Annotated in this window: 12 protein-coding genes and 1 riboswitch; of the genes, 2 read left to right on the top strand and 10 right to left on the bottom strand. The window is 36.3% G+C overall.

Features of this window, described 5'->3' with window-relative positions; all coding sequences use genetic code 11:
- Positions 1–23: 23 nt before the first annotated feature.
- From ABVZ64_RS09105 to ABVZ64_RS09075, 7 genes are all read right to left on the bottom strand, one after another.
- A complete protein-coding gene (locus tag ABVZ64_RS09105) occupies positions 24–689 on the bottom strand; it encodes a hypothetical protein (RefSeq protein ID WP_352400703.1) in 666 nt (221 codons plus the stop codon).
- A 713-nt stretch (positions 690–1,402) separates the two neighbouring features.
- Positions 1,403–2,755 carry an MATE family efflux transporter gene (locus ABVZ64_RS09100; protein ID WP_352400702.1) on the bottom strand — a complete coding sequence of 451 codons (1,353 nt, stop codon included), beginning with the start codon at positions 2,753–2,755 and terminating at the stop codon, positions 1,403–1,405.
- Entirely contained in the window at positions 2,748–3,197 is a 450-nt protein-coding gene (locus tag ABVZ64_RS09095) for a MarR family winged helix-turn-helix transcriptional regulator (protein ID WP_352400701.1), read from the bottom strand. The genes ABVZ64_RS09100 and ABVZ64_RS09095 overlap by 8 nt, the downstream gene beginning before the upstream one ends.
- A 220-nt stretch (positions 3,198–3,417) precedes the next feature.
- Positions 3,418–5,913 carry an FAD-dependent oxidoreductase gene (locus tag ABVZ64_RS09090; protein WP_352400700.1) on the bottom strand — a complete coding sequence of 832 codons (2,496 nt, stop codon included), beginning with the start codon at positions 5,911–5,913 and terminating at the stop codon, positions 3,418–3,420.
- 148 nt (positions 5,914–6,061) lie between these two features.
- Positions 6,062–6,424 (bottom strand): CoA-binding protein, encoded by a 363-nt coding sequence (locus tag ABVZ64_RS09085; protein ID WP_352400699.1) that lies wholly within the window; start codon positions 6,422–6,424, stop codon positions 6,062–6,064.
- 635 nt (positions 6,425–7,059) lie between these two features.
- Positions 7,060–8,184, bottom strand: coding sequence for a radical SAM protein (locus ABVZ64_RS09080; protein WP_352400698.1), 1,125 nt, complete (start codon positions 8,182–8,184; stop codon positions 7,060–7,062).
- A 268-nt stretch (positions 8,185–8,452) separates the two neighbouring features.
- Positions 8,453–9,622, bottom strand: coding sequence for an iron-containing alcohol dehydrogenase (locus tag ABVZ64_RS09075; protein WP_352400697.1), 1,170 nt, complete (start codon positions 9,620–9,622; stop codon positions 8,453–8,455).
- Positions 9,623–10,082: 460 nt separating this feature from the next.
- On the opposite strand from ABVZ64_RS09075, the gene ABVZ64_RS09070 reads away from it, so the two are divergent.
- Entirely contained in the window at positions 10,083–10,529 is a 447-nt protein-coding gene (locus ABVZ64_RS09070; protein ID WP_352400696.1) for a MerR family transcriptional regulator, read from the top strand.
- Between the two features lie 102 nt (positions 10,530–10,631).
- Here ABVZ64_RS09070 and pflB read toward each other — a convergent pair whose 3' ends face one another.
- On the bottom strand, positions 10,632–12,863 hold the full coding sequence (gene pflB, locus ABVZ64_RS09065; RefSeq protein ID WP_352400695.1) for a formate C-acetyltransferase: 2,232 nt from the start codon (positions 12,861–12,863) through the stop codon (positions 10,632–10,634).
- A gap of 4 nt (positions 12,864–12,867) precedes the next feature.
- Positions 12,868–13,599, bottom strand: coding sequence for a pyruvate formate-lyase-activating protein (pflA, locus tag ABVZ64_RS09060; protein ID WP_352400694.1), 732 nt, complete (start codon positions 13,597–13,599; stop codon positions 12,868–12,870).
- A 57-nt stretch (positions 13,600–13,656) separates the two neighbouring features.
- A riboswitch (ZMP/ZTP riboswitch) is annotated at positions 13,657–13,740 on the bottom strand.
- 550 nt (positions 13,741–14,290) lie between these two features.
- On the opposite strand from pflA, the gene ABVZ64_RS09055 reads away from it, so the two are divergent.
- A complete protein-coding gene (locus ABVZ64_RS09055; protein WP_352400693.1) occupies positions 14,291–16,351 on the top strand; it encodes a methyl-accepting chemotaxis protein in 2,061 nt (686 codons plus the stop codon).
- Between the two features lie 338 nt (positions 16,352–16,689).
- Here ABVZ64_RS09055 and ABVZ64_RS09050 read toward each other — a convergent pair whose 3' ends face one another.
- Positions 16,690–17,580, bottom strand: coding sequence for a GGDEF domain-containing response regulator (locus ABVZ64_RS09050; RefSeq protein ID WP_352400692.1), 891 nt, complete (start codon positions 17,578–17,580; stop codon positions 16,690–16,692).
- Between the last annotated feature and the right edge of the window lie 170 nt (positions 17,581–17,750).

The raw sequence follows: 17,750 nt of genomic DNA, 5'->3' as shown, positions 1-17,750 counted from the left end.
TTTCATAAATATTGTTCTGTTTTTTAGCAATCACCTTCCTCTAGTGCATCTCCATCAATATTTGCAGCATTATAAATCAATTCATATTGGATTTCTGCGGAATTCTCACCAGCTACCAATACAACACTGCCAATTTCACCACTTAAAACCACTTCATCATTTGTACAAGCATAGTCTGCTAAGTTAATTGTTTCGCCTGCTTTCAAACCAACAACAATCTGTTCCTGAACAGCCTCACCAATATCGAACTGTAATTTGTGTACAATCGTTAAAGTTGCATCTTCCTGAACCACTTCAAGGATAGGCATTTCCTCAGCCAAAGGTACTTCTTCTTCAGGGATTACAACTATTTCACCTTCAACTACTTCTCCTTCAACTACTTCTCCTTCTGGTACTTCTTGGGTAGTATCTTCTGTCACATCTCCGGTAGTATCTTCTGCCACTTCTTCCGTTGCTCCTTCAGTTGCTTCTTCCGTTGTGCCTTCAGTTGCTTCTTCCGTTGCTCCTTCCGTTGCTTCTTCCGTTGTGCCTTCTGGCACTTCGTCTGCTTCCCCAACACCAGCATCCCTAACAGCAGTAGTATCTGGCAGTTTTTTCAATTGAACATTTCCTTCATCTGCATAAACAGCAACATTTGCCGCTCCTAATGCAACACATAATGACATTGTTAACCCTAATTTAAATTTCATTTTGAATCCCTCCAAATTTTCAAACTATTTTTAGCCAACATTTGTAAATTTCATTCATTTCCTTCATTTCCTTCTCTAAATTAGCTGTTGATTATTACATACCATCTCTGCTCCTAAGAAAAAATATTTAAGATTTTCTATTTATTGTATTTTCTTCACAAAAATACTCATTTGTATGAGATCATTCACTCAAATCAGATAATTGTGTAAAATACTTGCAAATTAAGTTAACGTTTATCCTTCTAGTAAGCACCCCGATTTAGCGAATTAAATCATTTTGTATTTAATAAGGTAGAAAAAGATTGAAATAAAAGTATATTCCAATGCTATTTTTACCTTTTCATTCATTTTAGTTCCTTAAGGTAACATTATAGTTACAAAACAAGGTTTCAATATTTATTTTCAAATAATTTTGTATTTTTTTTACATTTACTCAGTAATTCAAAAAGCCATATAATTTTCTTATCTTCTATATACGAGAATATATCAGTGATTATGGGTTTACCATATTTAGAAAAAAGGAATATAATCTAATTGCACATCATTAAAATTTCAGCATAAAAAAACAACCTCTCTTATAAAAAGGTTGTTTCTTATCTTTAGATATGCTCAACTTAAGTGTGACTTAATAGAAGCTTTTTTGGTAGATACAATGAACACAGGGAGCCCATGGAGAAGGAACGCTGAAACACAGTATATTGCTTCTCTCCATACTAACTATTGGAACCAATTAATTTACGCAAACCAAAATAGAACCAAACTCCTGTCAACACTGCCGAAATCCCATCTGCAAAGGGGGCAGCAATCAAGATACCGTTTAACCCCCAAAGATTTGAAAAAATTAGGATAGCAGGAATCAGAAGGATAACCTGCCGAGTGAGTGTTAGAAACATGGCTGATCTAGGGCGTCCAATTGCTTGAAAAAAATTAGCACCTAAAATTTGAAATCCAATGACTGGTAAGCACCAAAACCATGTTACCAGAGCAAGGCTACCAAACTCAACCAGTTCTTTTTCCCGATTGAATAGGGAAACAATTTGAGATGGAAATAGTCTTGTTAGTATCCAACCGATTAAAACAATGATTGTTGCTGCTAACATAGCAAGCTTCTCCGCAGATTTTATACGGTCAAATTTTTTTGCTCCAAAGTTAAAACTAATAATTGGTTGAACACCTTGGTTCAGCCCAATAATTGGCATCAACAAGATGGTTTGAACACTATTGATAATGCCCATTCCAGAAACTGCAATATCCCCACCAAACAGCAATAAACTCTTATTTAAAACAATGTTCAAAATACTATTGCTGAATTGTGTTAAAAATCCTGGCAAACCAAGAGATGTAATATGTAATGCCGTATTCCATTTAGGTATCATATTTTTAAAGCGTATTCTATGCTTACTTCGATCTGTTAGAAAATAAGATAAAATCCATGACATTGAAATTAATTGGGATAAAATAGTAGCGAAGGCCGCCCCCGCCATACCCATGTTAAATACATAAATAAATATAGGATCTAAAAAAATATTGGTACCAGCCCCTACAAACATGGTAATCATAGCCAGCCTTGGCTGTCCGTCCGCACGTAAAAAGTTATTCATTCCCATACTAACAACTTGAAAGATTGCGCCAAAAAAAATAACCCTCATATACGCAGTAGAATAGGGTAAAACTGTGTTACTAGCCCCAAATAATTTCAAAAGAGGAGTTAGAAAAATCTGCCCCAAAATTAAAAATAGTGCACCACATATCAACAAAAGTGTAAATGCACACCCAATGACTTCATCCGCCTCTTCCATTTTTCCCTCGCCAAGTTTTATAGAAAAAAGCGTGGCACCACCAACTCCAAACAAAATGCCAATGGAAAGCAAGATAATCATGATGGGGAATCCAATTGTGATACCGGCCAGACCATTTGATCCCAATTTCGGTGCGTTACCGATAAAGATGCGATCAACAATATTATATAACGCATTAACTACCATACCTATGATTGCAGGAACTGAAAATTTTAATAATAAACTGGATACCTTTTCCGTTCCTAATGGATTCACTTGCTCAGTCATATTTATTCCCCATTTCTCGAAAATCTATGGTTTCTACTTTTTTAATCATTTCTTCTAGAATAGTAAACATTACATTTACCGACTGTTCATCAAGACCCTCTGTTAAAAAATTTGTCCACCGTTGCAGTATAAGAAGAATAGCGTCTTGCTGATCTAGGGCTTTTTCGGTAACGAATATTTTGTTCGCCCTACGATCCATCAGATCTTTTTCTTTTCGGATAAACTCTTTTTCCATAAGAGAATGTACTCCCCTTGCTGTGGATGCTTTATCTATAAGCAAAAAAGAAGACAATTCTTCCTGGGAAACACCATCATGATGATATAAGTAAAGTAAGATTGGCAATTCCGAGGCTGTTATATGGTAAGTTTTCAGCGCTGCATTAAGATAAACTTGATTTTTGCGGTATAAAATGGACACCAAACGCCCCACACTTTTGTGCATAAGATCCCTCCTGATATTCGTTGTTTTAACAACTATAATAATGACATATAGTTGTTTTGTCAACTATTTTTGTTTGATTACACCCCTATTTTCTCACAACCCCTAGAAAGAATTTCTTTAAAACCAAAAATAGAAAGAATATTCCCATGTTTTTTAGAAATAAAAAAGACCATCCACCTCAGTTTCAAAGGGATAGCCTTTACAATTTTGAAATACTTATTTAAATGAATAGGTTCACATTGGATTCCTCGGCGTCGCCAAGGTAAGATGCAACACCTGCATATTCAACACCATCAAGTAATTCTTCTTTTTTGATTCCCATTATATCCATAGACATAGTACAAGCTACTAGGCGAATGCCTTTGTCCATAGCATGTTTCATTAATGTTTCAAGAGAATCAACATTTTTATCGTTCATAACTTTTTTCATCATGGCAGTTCCCATACCACCCATGTGCATCTTTGACAGCTTTAATTTTTTACTTCCCTTGGGCATCATACTGCCGAACATTTTATCCATAAAAGGTTTTTTCATGGAAGGTCCATCAGACTTTCTTAGGGCATTTAACCCCCAGAACGTAAAGAACATGGTAACAGGTCTACCCATAGAAGCCGCTCCATTTGCAATAATAAATGATGCAAGAACCTTATCCAAATCACCACTAAAAACAATGATGGTTTTTCCCTGGGGTGTTTCAATTACTTTATTTTCCCTTTCGATACAACAAGCATCTCCACCCTTTTTAATGAAAACGATGTTTTCCTTATTCTGACGCTCTGTTTTCACCAATGTGTTTCCTGTTCTGCGGCACCATGAGGATATGTCAGCCGCAAAGCCCATATCTGTTGCTGAAACCTTGAGTATTTCGTTTTCTTTCATATCGCTAATTGCTTCATGCACTTTCATGATTGGACCCGGGCATTGCAAACCACAGCAATCCAAAACTCTAACCTCTTTATTTGTTACTTTCACTGTGTTGCCCTCCTCTTTATCTGGATTCTCTTTCTTAGGGGTAGGCTCCATCTGAATGTCTCTTTTGTCATAATGCATAGATTTATAGAAAGAAGTTCCACCTGCTAAAACAACCACCTTTTTGAAACCATTTTGACTCAAAATTTTTGCTCCATTGTAGGAACGAACACCAATGGTGCAATATACAATAATCTGTTTGTTTTTATCCAGCTCTTTATATCTCTTATGAAGCTGTCCCAAAGGAATATGAACAGAACCAGGAATAGCAAAGACCATTCTTTCCATTTCCTCTGTCACATCTAAAATGATATAATCATTTTTTTTGCTTTGGTCTTCCAACAATGCGTCGACCTCATTCCAGTCCATAAAACTTACCATGCCACGCAAAATATTTTCTGCCACAAAGCCTAGCATATTAACAGGATCTTTTGCAGATGAGAATGGAGGTGCATATGCAAGCTCCAGTTCTTCCAAGTCATAGATAGTACCATTTAAACGCATCGTGGTAGCAAGGGTATCAATTCTTTTATCAACCCCATCCTGCCCAACAATCTGACCACCAAAAATTTTTCCCTTCTTGTCAAACATCATTTTTAGAGTTAGTGGTGTTGCACCTGGGTAATATCCAGCGTGGGATTTTTGATTAATCAAAGCTACAAAATAGTCTTTGTTTTTCACTTTTCCCATAGCTATCAATTGTTTTTCATTTAAGCCAACACTGGCTACATCAAGGTCAAAAACCTTTGCCACGGCTGTTCCTAATGTACCATAATATTTCTTCTTATCTCCAACCAGATTGTCTGCCAAAATACGAGCCTGTTTATTTGCTGGTCCTGCTAGGGGCACCATGGTTCTATCCTTTGTTACAAAATGGTCAACCTCAATGACATCACCCACGGCATATATGTCAGGGATAGAAGTCTGGAGATATTCATCAACCACGACACCGCCTTTCTTATTTAGTGCTAATCCAGCCTGCTTCGCCAGCTCATTATTGGGGCGAACACCAATAGATAAAATCACCATATCCGCTTCTACAACAGCTCCACTTGTTAGCTGGATTTTTGTGCTACCATGATTATGATGAAATTCTTTTACGCCATCGCCCAAAATCAAATTGACCTGATTCATACTCATATTTTCATGAACCAAGTTTGCCATTTCTAAATCAACAGGAGCCATAACCTGATTCTGCATTTCAATTAAAGAAACCTGAAGACCTTCTTTGTGTAAGTTTTCTGCCATCTCCAAACCGATAAAACCACCGCCAATTACAGCTGCGCTCTTAGGTTTTTTCTCCATCAAGTAGGACTTAATTTGATCAGTATCGGGAATTGTCCATAGGGTGAAAATATTAGGTGCATCAATACCCGGAATGGGTGGTTTTAATGGAGATGAGCCAGTGGCCAAAACTAGGTTATCATAGGTTTCCAGATACACCTCTCCCGTTTTATTATTTTTTACTTCAATTTTCTTATCCTGGGGAAATATCTTAGTTACTTCACTTGACACCCGCACGTCAATGTCATATTTATTCATCATTGCCTGTGGTGTCTGTAACAACAGAGCATCTCTACTTTTGATTACATCACCTATATAATAGGGTAGGCCACAGTTTGCATAGGAGATATAATCTCCTCTTTCGAACATGATGATCTGCCTAGATTCATCTCTTCTGCGAAGTCTTGTTGCTGTGGTCGCGCCGCCTGCAACTCCGCCTATAATAACCGTTTTCTTTGTCATAACGATTTCTCCTCCCTAACACACTTTGCTATTTGTTAAACACTTTTCTGTTGACATCATTATAGCAGTTTCTTTTTTCCCCTGTCTGTAACCATGTCACAAAAAAAGAGAATCATATCTTAAATATGATTCCCCGATTTAAACTTCATTATTTTCTTTTAGAATATAAACGCAAACCCACTAAAGCGCACCCTTCCATAAAAGGTGAGTGGGTTTTTTCAAGATATTGCAGTAGCTCATCACTCTCTGCCCCTGGTTGAATCAAGATGTACTTAAAATCTTTCTCACATTCTTTCATCAAAGCCAAGCCTTTCGTTGGGTTGATACATAGGTCAATTACATCAATTTCTTCAGGCACATCATTGATTGATGGCAGCTCCTTACCAACTGCATACACTTTATAACCATGTTCTATCAGCTCATTTTTTATTTTATATGCATATTTTTGTTCATTTAAGGTATCACCGACAACTGCAAAAATTTTTCCTTGCATAATCTCTTTTAGGTCCATATAATCGTCCTCCCAGGATTCAAAATTTTGAGGTAAAGAAAGCACATCACTCATGAGAAACTATTAGTAATTTCATATTATTTGGGTAACACAATCAACATTGTATTTTCTTTTACAAGTTTTTAAAATTGTATGTACTACGTCTTTATCATTTCCTTTCTAACTTAGTTACGGACGTAACATATTTGGCATATATAGATTTTTCGGTATTTTAACTTTACACTCTTACATTTTCTGAAGACTCATCTTTCTACATATCTTCATTATCCTCAAAACTATAGAAATTACAATACCTCAAATAAAATTTCTTTTACTATTATCCTAAATTCGTATCATAGGTTGTAAAAGAGTAAAACCACCGCAACGAAATGAAGGCTCTATTTTTATGATCCAACTTAAATTGTTTTTTCAATGGAAGCCAACACCCCTTTTTCATCTACCTTCACTATGATTTCAAATAGAAATTTATTTGAAAGTAAACTCATACAAACCTTCTACAAACGAAGTTACTTACCCGTTAAAGCAGATCAAATGGAACAGAAACACAAAAACCCTGCACCTTTTTGGTACCAGGGTTTTATTGCATCAATAACAATGATAGTACAGCTTTCTCTCATTGTTAAGAAAAAACATTCTTAAAAAAACATTTCCCCTGGTTTGTAACCCTCAGGCAAATCCTCTTCACTCAAAAATTGGAAACTATCATCACGCAAAATTGGCAAGAATGCCGCATAAGGAATTCGGGTGAATTCACAGCCATAGTTGCTTGCACCAAACCATCCACCCTCTTTGCTACTTAAGTTTAATGATCTGGCAAATTTTGTTCGGTTTGAACAATCATGGACAGCCAAATCCCACCCTTCATGTTCTGCAATTTTCATAAATTTTAGGTTTAGCTCGCGGCTCCAAATAGGAGAAATATAACCATGTCTACAAATGTACATATTCTCCCCAGCGTAGTTGTCTATGTTATTTGCGTTAAGATGGAGCTCAGCACAGTTAATAAAATCAACCTTAGTATCTAAGATAGCTTCTTTCTTCTGAAAAAACGTATCAAAAAACTCAGGTGTCATAGGTGTTTCTATTCCAACATTTTTAATGTACTTCTTGGCAATACCTATGTTCTCAATCACCTTATCTGAGCAGTTAGATGCCCCCAGGTTAAATCGGATTTCATCCAAGCCAGCTTCCCCTAATGCCTTCAATGTATCTTCTGTAGCTAAAATACCATTTGTATATAAGTGTTGGTGAATATTAGCTGATTTAAACTTCTTTACCATAGAATAGTATTTTTCGATTTCCATGAAAGGCTCTAAATATACATAAGAAATTCCTGTGGGTTTCTCCTGAATGGAAAGAAGCAACTCCAAATCCTTCTCATAAAACTTGGTACCACCAATTTCCCATAACCCTTCTCCTACGGGAGCAATATCATCCAGTTCTCCATAGTTATAACAGAACTTGCACTGAATGTTGCATTTATTGGTTTTGCGAATGGCAGTTAAGCCCGTTCCAAGCAAACATGAACGGCAACCCTTTGCAAACTTGCTATCATCCCCAACATAAAAAGTTCTGTTTTGCAAAGTCTTTAAGTCCTTAATTTCGGACATTAGTTTTTCAATCCTATAGTCAACAGCTTCCTCAATTTGGGCAAAGGTAGCATAAATGATTTCTTGTTGTTTTGTCATGATCTCTTCATCCTCAGGTAAAGCCGAGAAAAATTCAAACCACATCAAAGCATCTTTTTTTGATATTTTCATAACCTGTCTCCTTTATCGTCATCTAATTAAGCATTATAACATACAAATCAAGGTGACGAATAGCCATGTGATGAAATTTTAAGCTATTTTCAATTTTTATACATTAAACAGTAAGAAATCAATTCAATTTGTTACATTGCATAATGAGGAATAATGGAATTTCAAAACAAATTTCCCTCACTGGAAATTACATTTTTCTGAACCAGTGATAAAGCTCTTAATAGAACCGATAGGTTTTCTAACTTTTTAGAACCAATGACATTTTCCCTTAACCCATACTGTTTTTCAAAATAGTAACTACTTCGTCGTATGTTAATTCTTTATATCCACCAGAAAGTATAAATGTACCTTTAGCGATACCCTCAATCATATCTTCGGTAACGCCCAATTCCTTCAGGTTCATGACAAGGCCCATTTCCTTCATATACCCTTCCATTCTTTCAAGACCTTCATGGGCAACTTGGATGTCAGACTTACCTTCTGGATTCACATCCCAAACGTTTGTTGCAAAACGCTTAAACTTGGCCAAGCCGTAAGGTAAGATGATTTTATAATAGGCCATAGAGACCGCAGCAAGGGTCATGCCATGGGTAGCATTGGTGTAAGCTCCTACGGATTGCCCAAGCATATGAACCATCCAGTCAGTAGTCTTCCCCTTTGCTACGAGGGTATTTAAAGCCCAGGTGGCTGTCCACATAATATTACTTCTTGCCTCATAATCTGTTGGTTTTTCTACAGCAATTTTTGAACTATGAATCAGCGATATCATTAACCCTTCCATGATATAATCGGAGGTGTTGTCGTCCTCGCCAGAAAAATACTGCTCTAAAATATGGCTCATTATGTCATAAAATCCAGCAACCATTTGGTATTTGGGCAAAGTGAAGGTGTAAGTTGGATCTAGTATTGAAAATTTGGGGAAGACATTCTCACGAAATACATGGCCAATTTTCAGCTTGCTTTCATAGTTGGTAATAACAGAACCACCATTCATTTCAGAACCCGTACCAACCATTGTTAACACACAACCAACGGGGATAATTTCATTGTCCACATCTTCCATACGCAGATAGTATTTTTCCCATGGGTCTTCTTGGCAATGAACAGAAACGGAAACAGCCTTTGCGTAATCACAAACAGATCCACCGCCTACCGCCAAAATAAAGTCAACTTTACCCTCTTTTGCACGCTTACAACCTTCATAAAGCTTTTCAACAGTTGGGTTTGGCATGACTCCTGGGTCTTCCACAATTTCTTTGCCGCTTTCTTTTAACAATTCAATGACCTTATCGTAGATTCCGTTTTTCTTGATGGAGCCACCACCATAAACCAATAGCACATTTTTTCCATATTGGGGTAATTCTTTACGCAGAGAAGTGATTGCATTTTCTCCAAAATATAATTTTGTTGGGTTCGAATAGCTAAATTTTCCTAACATACCTAATTCTCCTTTTTTTATTTTATGTAGCCCTTTATTTGAGCCGATACTGAGCACTGATTTGTTTCAACTACTTTTGCTACTTCTAATGCTCTGTGCCAAAAATATGAGTCTTTTCAGCACCATGGCAATACCATACATTTGCAGACCTGTTGCCGCATCTGCTAGAAACTCTCACCTTCTAGCCTGGCCTCAACTATGCTGTGAGTATCCCCTATAACAAAAAAATGAAAGCTTGCCCAAGAAAAGTTGGTTTAGTTATTTTCTTAAAACTTAGTGTGCTTCTTGAGTGATTTGCCTAGGGGAATAAGCACAAGTCTCTTGCCATGTTTTAAAACATCACCTTGCATCAACTTTTAAAATCTCGTAAAATAGACTCAATAGTATTGTAGAAGTTAAAGTTAACTTTAAGTCAAGAACTTTTTTTGTTGAATGAAGTATTTTTATAGGAGGCTTTAAAATGCACTATTCCATTGGAGAAATGGCAAAACAATTAGGGGTGGCGTCCTCTACGCTTAGATATTATGATAAAGAAGGACTCTTACCTTTTATGGAGCGTTCTCATGGGGGCATGAGAGTATTTAAAGAAGAAGATTACGAATTTCTGAAAATCATCGAATGTCTAAAGACTACTGGAATGCAGATAAAAGACATACGTGAATTTATCTATATGGTTATCCAAGGAGACGATACCATAGATGATCGGTTGCAACTCTTTAGAAAAAGAAAACAGGAAGTAGAAAAGCAAATGGCGGAACTACAAGAAACTCTTGATGTGATAAATTTTAAATGTTGGTTCTATGAAACAGCCCAGGAAACTGGCAGTACTACTGTTCCAGAAAATATGAAAAACGAAGATTTACCCGTTGAGTTTTGTGCCACCAGAGCAAAGCTTCGTCGAGAGTAATTTGTATCCGAAATAAGAGGCACGAACTTACGATAAAACGATGATACTAAGCATAAAAAAACAACCGCTCATGGACCTAGAGCGGTTGTTTTTGCATTTGTGTTAGATTGTTTCGTGGAATGTTCTTTTGATGACTTCCATTTGCTGATCTCTGGTAAGACGATTGAAGTTTACGGCATATCCAGAAACTCTTATTGTTAAGGTAGGATATTTTTCAGGGTTTTCCATTGCATCTATTAAAATATCCCGATTCATTACATTGACATTTAAATGATGGGCTCCTTGCATGAAATATCCATCTAAGATATGAATAAGATTTTCAATCTGCTGCTCACCCTCTTTACCTAGTGCATCAGGCACAATGGAAAAAGTGTTGGAAACCCCATCTTGGCAAACATTTCTATAGGGGATTTTGGCCACAGAATTTAGAGAAGCTAAAGCCCCATTTTCGTCACGTCCATGCATAGGGTTCGCTCCCGGTGCTAAAGGTTCACCATGCTTTCTGCCGTCAGGAGTGGTGCCTGTTTTCTTTCCATACATAACATTACTAGTTATAGTAAGGGCTGACAAAGTGTGTTTTGCATTACGGTAAATAGGGTGTTTCTTTAATGCATCAGAAAAATACGTTGCTACCTCAACCGCAAGATCATCCACCCTATCATCATCATTGCCGTATTTGGGGTAATCCCCTTCAACCTTAAAATCCACGGTCACTCCATCCTCATCACGCACAGGTCTAACTTTTGCATATTTGATGGCAGAAAGGGAGTCAGCCACCACGGAGATGCCTGCAATGCCAAAGGCAGTCAAACGTTCTACATCTCTATCATGTAGGGCCATCTGACTTGCTTCATAGGCATATTTATCGTGCATATAGTGAATGATGTTGATGCTATCAACATATAATTCTGCTACATATTCCAATACTTTTTTATATCGGTCAAACACAGCGTCAAATTCTAAAACATCATTTGCAATTGGCGCAATTCCTGGTACCACCATAACCTTTTGTAATTCGTCTATGCCACCGTTCAGTGCCAATAACAAAGATTTTGCAATATTGGCTCTGGCCCCAAAAAATTGCATTTGTTTTCCTACGCGCATGGCAGATACACAGCAGGAAATAGCATAATCATCACCATATAAGGGACGCATTACATCATCATTCTCATACTGAATGGAATCGGTTTCAATACTCATCTTAGCACAGTATTTTTTAAAGGCATAGGGTAAATCACGACTCCATAAAACTGTCATGTTAGGTTCTGGGGCAGTCCCTAGATTAGAAAGCGTATGTAGGTAGCGGAAGGAATTCTTTGTCACAAGGGGTGTTCCATTGACACTAATACCACCAATAGCCTCTGTAATCCATGTTGGGTCGCCACCGAAAAGTTCGTTATATTCTGGGGTTCTCAGGTGACGCACTAATCTTAACTTAATGATAAACTGATCGATCAATTCTTGGGCTTCTTTTTCAGTTAGGGTACCATTTTGCAAGTCCCTTTCAATATAAATATCTAAAAAGGTGGAAGTGCGACCCAAAGAGATTGCGGCACCGTTATTTTCTTTCACTCCTGCAAGATAAGCCATATACAAAAATTGTACTGCCTCTTTGGCATTTGTAGCGGGATTACTGATATCCACTCCATAATTTGAGGCCATGGATTTCATTTCTTCTAAAGCCTTCATTTGCATACTTAATTCTTCTCTGGTACGGATACGTTCATCTGTCATTGCCCCATCAAAGGTTGCTAATTCTTTTTCTTTTTCCTGCATTAAAAAGTCAACACCATACAGGGAAACTCTTCTGTAATCGCCAATCACACGACCACGTCCGTAAGCATCTGGCAAACCTGTTAATAAACCTACATGTCTGGCTACTTTGGTTCTTTCCGGGTATGCATCAAAAACGCCTTCATTATGTGATTTTCTGTAACAATGAAAGTCATTTTCAACCTGTGGGTTAAGTTTGTAGCCATACTGTTCCAGGGCACTAGTTGCCATTTTCAATCCACCATATAAGTTTACAATTCTTTTTAATGGGGCATCTGTTTGCAAGCCAAGAATGACTTCATTTTCTTTATCAATATAACCTGGTGCAAAATTGTCTATACCAGAAATAAGATTTGTTTCCACATCTAAAATACCGTTTTTCATTTCTTCGATAATTAATGCGTGGCATTTGTCCCAAAGCTTTTTCGTCTTATCTGTTACACCTTCTAAAAAGGAATCATCACCTTCGTAGAGCGCAAAATTCTTTTGAATAAAGTTTCGAACATCAATTTCTTTGGTCCATTTTCCAGTCTGAAAACCCTGCCATGCTGTTGTATTCATAATATCAATCCTTTCTGGTTTCTAACGCTACAATATCTGAAATCATCGTCTGAAGTTGTCTTGTTTTTTCTTTACACATTGGCAACGTATCTTCTAGGGGATATTTGAAACCCATTACTTTATGTTTGTCCACCCCTAAGTTATGATATGGCAATAACTCTACCTTCTGTACATTTGGAATTGTCTTTATATACTCTCCAAGGCCGCGGATATGCTCCTTGGAATCTGTTAAATTTGGCACTACTACGTGGCGAATCCAGAGGGGTGTCCCCTTCTTTTTCAATGCAGCTAAGAACTTTAAAGGAATGGTATCATCTCCACCTGTTATTGCGTTAAAATCCTCTGCTAAGTAGTGTTTGATATCCAATATTACCAAATCAGTGTAAGCCAGTAATTCATCAAAATTCCCATTTCCATACCCCGCTGTATCAAGGCAGGTTGAAATCTTTTCATTTTTGCATGCACGGAATAATTCTGTCAGAAATTCAATCTGTAGAAGGGGCTCACCGCCAGAACAAGTAATTCCACCTTTCTCTCCATAATAAGGCTGATATCGTTTCAACATTTTTATGATTTGGCTTACTTCCATTTCTTTACCACCTTGGATATTCCAAGTATCTGGGTTATGACAGTACTTACACCGCAGCTTACAACCTTGAAAAAAGAGAACCGTTCTTATCCCTGGTCCATCTACCAGGCCCATCGACTCAATAGAGTGAATTTTTCCTTTTTGCACATAATCACCTCTTTCTAAATCAATTTTTTTGAAATAGAAAAAGCCGACAATCCGGGCTTTTTCTGCCCAGACGGTCGGCTTGTTTTAGCGATTATACTTCACGTGGTTAACCCCACTGTTCCGTCAGTCATATAATCTATGGATTGATTTTAACATGCCGAAATTTTGTTGTCAATTTATATTTTTGATTTTTACAATATGACCTTCAAAAAAAACAAAATGCGAATAATTGTAGCCTTTAAGAAAGTTAAATCTAAGTAATTCGTAGCAAGTTTAAGGGTCCCAATCCTAATATCACAGGAAACCCTTTTCATTTCTAATAATTGTAGAATTATGTTTTTACCCCGAACAATAAAAATTTTACAACTTAACTTATTTTTTATATATAAGTTATTATTTATATTTTTATTATGTCGATTATTAAATTAAAACCTGAATTTTGTTAGATTTTAAAAAAAGGGGGATTTCATTTATGCATGAGTAACAATTAAAGATGGATTTTTTCTGTAAAAACAACTTTAATGATACAACTTTAATAAAAATTTATTTTATAAGTTTTGTCTGTCTTGAGATAGACAACAACTTCAACAAGAGACAAAAGAATATACTTGATTCCCATCTTTTTTAGCATTCTACAAACAAAATTTAACAAAATTAATTCAAATCATCAAAAAAAGAGAGGTAGTGTACAATGAAATCCATTCGAAATAATTTAGCTTTTTCTATTCTTTTCCCAATCCTAGTGGTATTTATAGTTTTAGGAATTTCCTTTATTACATATTTAAGCAATACAACAACGGATAGCGGGAATGATGAAATGATGGCTTCCGCGATTCAAACTGCAAATTCCATTGACTCGGTTCTTTCAAATATTGAAACAAAGGTAAAAATGCTTGAAACAATGGTTACAGAGCTTTCTGACGATGATGAGATTCTTGCAAAAGATATGGAATATTTTAGCTCTTTTGAAAATGACATGAACCATTTGGTGGTAGAAGCAACAAAGGATATTGATGGGTTGGTGGCTTCCTACATTCGCTATGACCCCGCATTAACCTATGGTACCTCAGGCACCTTCTATACGGATTCAGATAATAACGGAAGCCTTGAAGCTATTACGCCCACAGATTTGCTTCAATACGAAGCTAGTGATACTGAGCATGTAGGATGGTTCTATACCCCCTTGCGTAACAAACAACCAATTTGGATGGAACCTTACTACAACGCAAACATTGATAAAACCATTGTTTCCTTTGTTATTCCATTTTACTTAGAGGGTGGCCAAAACTTTGGTATTATTGGTGTGGATTTTGACTTTGATTATCTCAATAATTTATTGGTGCAGAATCAGAAGTATCATAATGGTGATTCCTATTTAATAAATGCAGATGGGAAGATTTTATACCATCCAAACTACACCAATGGAGAAAACTTTGGAGAAATCGAAAACAGCCTATATTCAACTGTTATAAGCAATTTAAGCATCAATAAAAGTGGTTTTATTAATGAAAAAATTAACAGTAATTATCTTTTATTAGGGTATTCATCCCTATCTACAAACGGGTGGAATATCTGTGTTACACCCACTTATGATGAAATTTACGGTAAGCTTGACACAATAAAACTAATTTTAGCATTGTTTATGTTAGGAGCAACCCTAGTCATGTTATTAATTTCTTTCTTCCTTGGTAATCGCATTGCCAAACCCATTGTGTCTCTTACCAGGGTAGTAGAGCGCATGGCCAATGGTGCCTTGGATGAAACAATTAACATTCAGAGTAAAAATGAAATTGGAGCTCTCGCAATCTATTTGAAAAAGTTAGTAGAACAACTCAAAAATTACCAAATTTATATATCAGAGATAACCTCGGTTTTAAATGAACTACAAAGTGGTAATTTAGATATCCATTTAATGAATGATTATTCAGGGGAATTTTCAAAAATTAAAGATGCTCTGAATCAACTTTCAGAAAAACTTACTTATCTCATTGGCGGCATCAAACTGTCATCCGAGCAAGTTTCCATTGGCTCAAACCAAGTTTCTATAGGTGCACAAACTCTGGCTCAAGGAGCAACGGAACAAGCTAGTAGCGTCGAAGAACTCTCCGCCACCATAGCTGAAATTTCACATCAGATTAAACGAAATGCTGAAAATACACAATTGGCTCATACCCAGTCCATCTCTGCTGGGAATGAAGTGAAGGATAGCAATAACCAAATGCAAGATATGATTGTTGCCATGAGCAATATCAATGAAAAGTCAAATGAAATTGGCAAAATCGTAAAGACCATCGAAGATATTGCGTTTCAAACAAATATCTTAGCTCTTAATGCTGCCATCGAAGCAGCCCGAGCAGGTTCAGCAGGCAAAGGCTTTGCTGTTGTTGCTGATGAGGTGAGAAACTTGGCCCAAAAATCAGCGGAGGCAGCCAAAAATACAACTATGTTGATAGAAGAAACTGTACAAGCTGTAAACTTAGGCACTAGCATTGCCCAAAGCACTGCCTTGTCCATGCAAAATGTAGTAACCAATTCTAATAAAGTGATTGACTTAATCCAAGAAATTGCAATGGCTTCAAATGAACAAGCAGCGGCAGTCTTACAAGTTACCACTGGAATCGATCAAATCTCTTGTGTTGTTCAAACAAATAGTGCAACTGCTGAAGAAAGTGCCGCAGCAAGCGAAGAACTTAGTGGGCAAGCACAAATGTTGCAAGAACATATTGGTCAGTTTAAGTTAAAGAATCGCTAATAAATTCCTTGTTTATACTCCATTATATGTATTTGTTATTTTATTTTGAAAACAAATATGTAAACTAAAAAAGAGTCTTTCCTCAAATTATGAGGAAATGACTCTTTTCCTTTTGATATAATATTTTTATGAGACATATTTATATGCATCAAAGAACTGGTCAATTGACTATTTTGTCCCATTTCTTTTATTGCTTAATGCAAACATGTTTGGATTTCAATAAACATTTGCAACATAAATGACCTCTATTTTCCGAAAGAGTTTCAGAACTATCAATAAAAAATTGTATTTTTAATTAAAATGAAATGGTACTTAAAATAAATGAGCGCCCCTACTTACTACATCCAGACAACCTGATTTCTCCCATTATTCTTGGCTTTATATAGCATTTTATCAGCTAGCACAATAAACGATTTAAGGGAATCTCTACTTGAGGGAATGACTGTTCCCCCACCAATACTTATGGTTACATTTATGTAATTTTTTTTGTCGTCTTGAAGTATATTTCTATGCCCCACTGCACTACAAACGGTTGTCATAATTTCAGCGGCTTTTGCACTTTTTTCTCCATGTAAAAGGATGAAAAACTCCTCTCCGCCCATTCTGGCTATATAATTATTTTCTTTCGGCATAGTTGCCTTCATTATTTCTGCAACAATCCCTAGCACCCTGTCACCTTCCTGATGACCATATGTATCATTGACCCGTTTAAAATAATCTATATCCACAACACCCAATGAAAATGGATTTTTTTCTTGGATGCAACTTTGCCATAGCTTGTCCATATATCCGATACAATGCACCCTTGTATATAACCCTGTTATAACGTCTATATACATTTGGGTTTCTAACATTCTTCTATATCTATACATATTTACATGGGTACGAACCCTAGCTCGCACCACGTTGCCGTAGTATGGTTTTCTGATATAATCAACTGCACCACAAAAAAATGCCTTTTCCTCTGAAATTGTATCATTTACACCCGTCAGAAATACCACTGGAATTTGTTGTGTTTCATTATCTTCTTGTAGCTTTTCCATAATCTGAAAGCCATTTTGTCCAGGCATTTCTATATCAAGGAGTATGAGGGAGGGCTGTTGCACCTTGGCAATCTCAAAGCCGTCGCTACCATTTGTTGCATAAATTATTTTATATTCTTTATCCAATAAATCCTTTAACATCTTTACGTTAAAAATACTGTCATCAATTATTAAAACTTTTTCCACTTTTAACCTCTTCAAATAATTATTTAAAATTTATTATATCAAAATCCTTACAGAATACAACACAAAAAATTCATTTTTTATGTATATAGCGTCAAATAAATTAGAAAAAGGAAATACTACAAAAAGTTTCGAAGATAATTGCATCTATTTAATTATAATCTCATTTTGGG

Origin of the sequence: Anaerotignum sp., from assembly GCF_040307045.1 — a bacterium.
In the GTDB taxonomy this organism is placed as follows: Bacteria; Bacillota; Clostridia; order Lachnospirales; family Anaerotignaceae; genus Chakrabartyella.
This window is presented reverse-complemented; position numbering and strand designations above follow the sequence as displayed.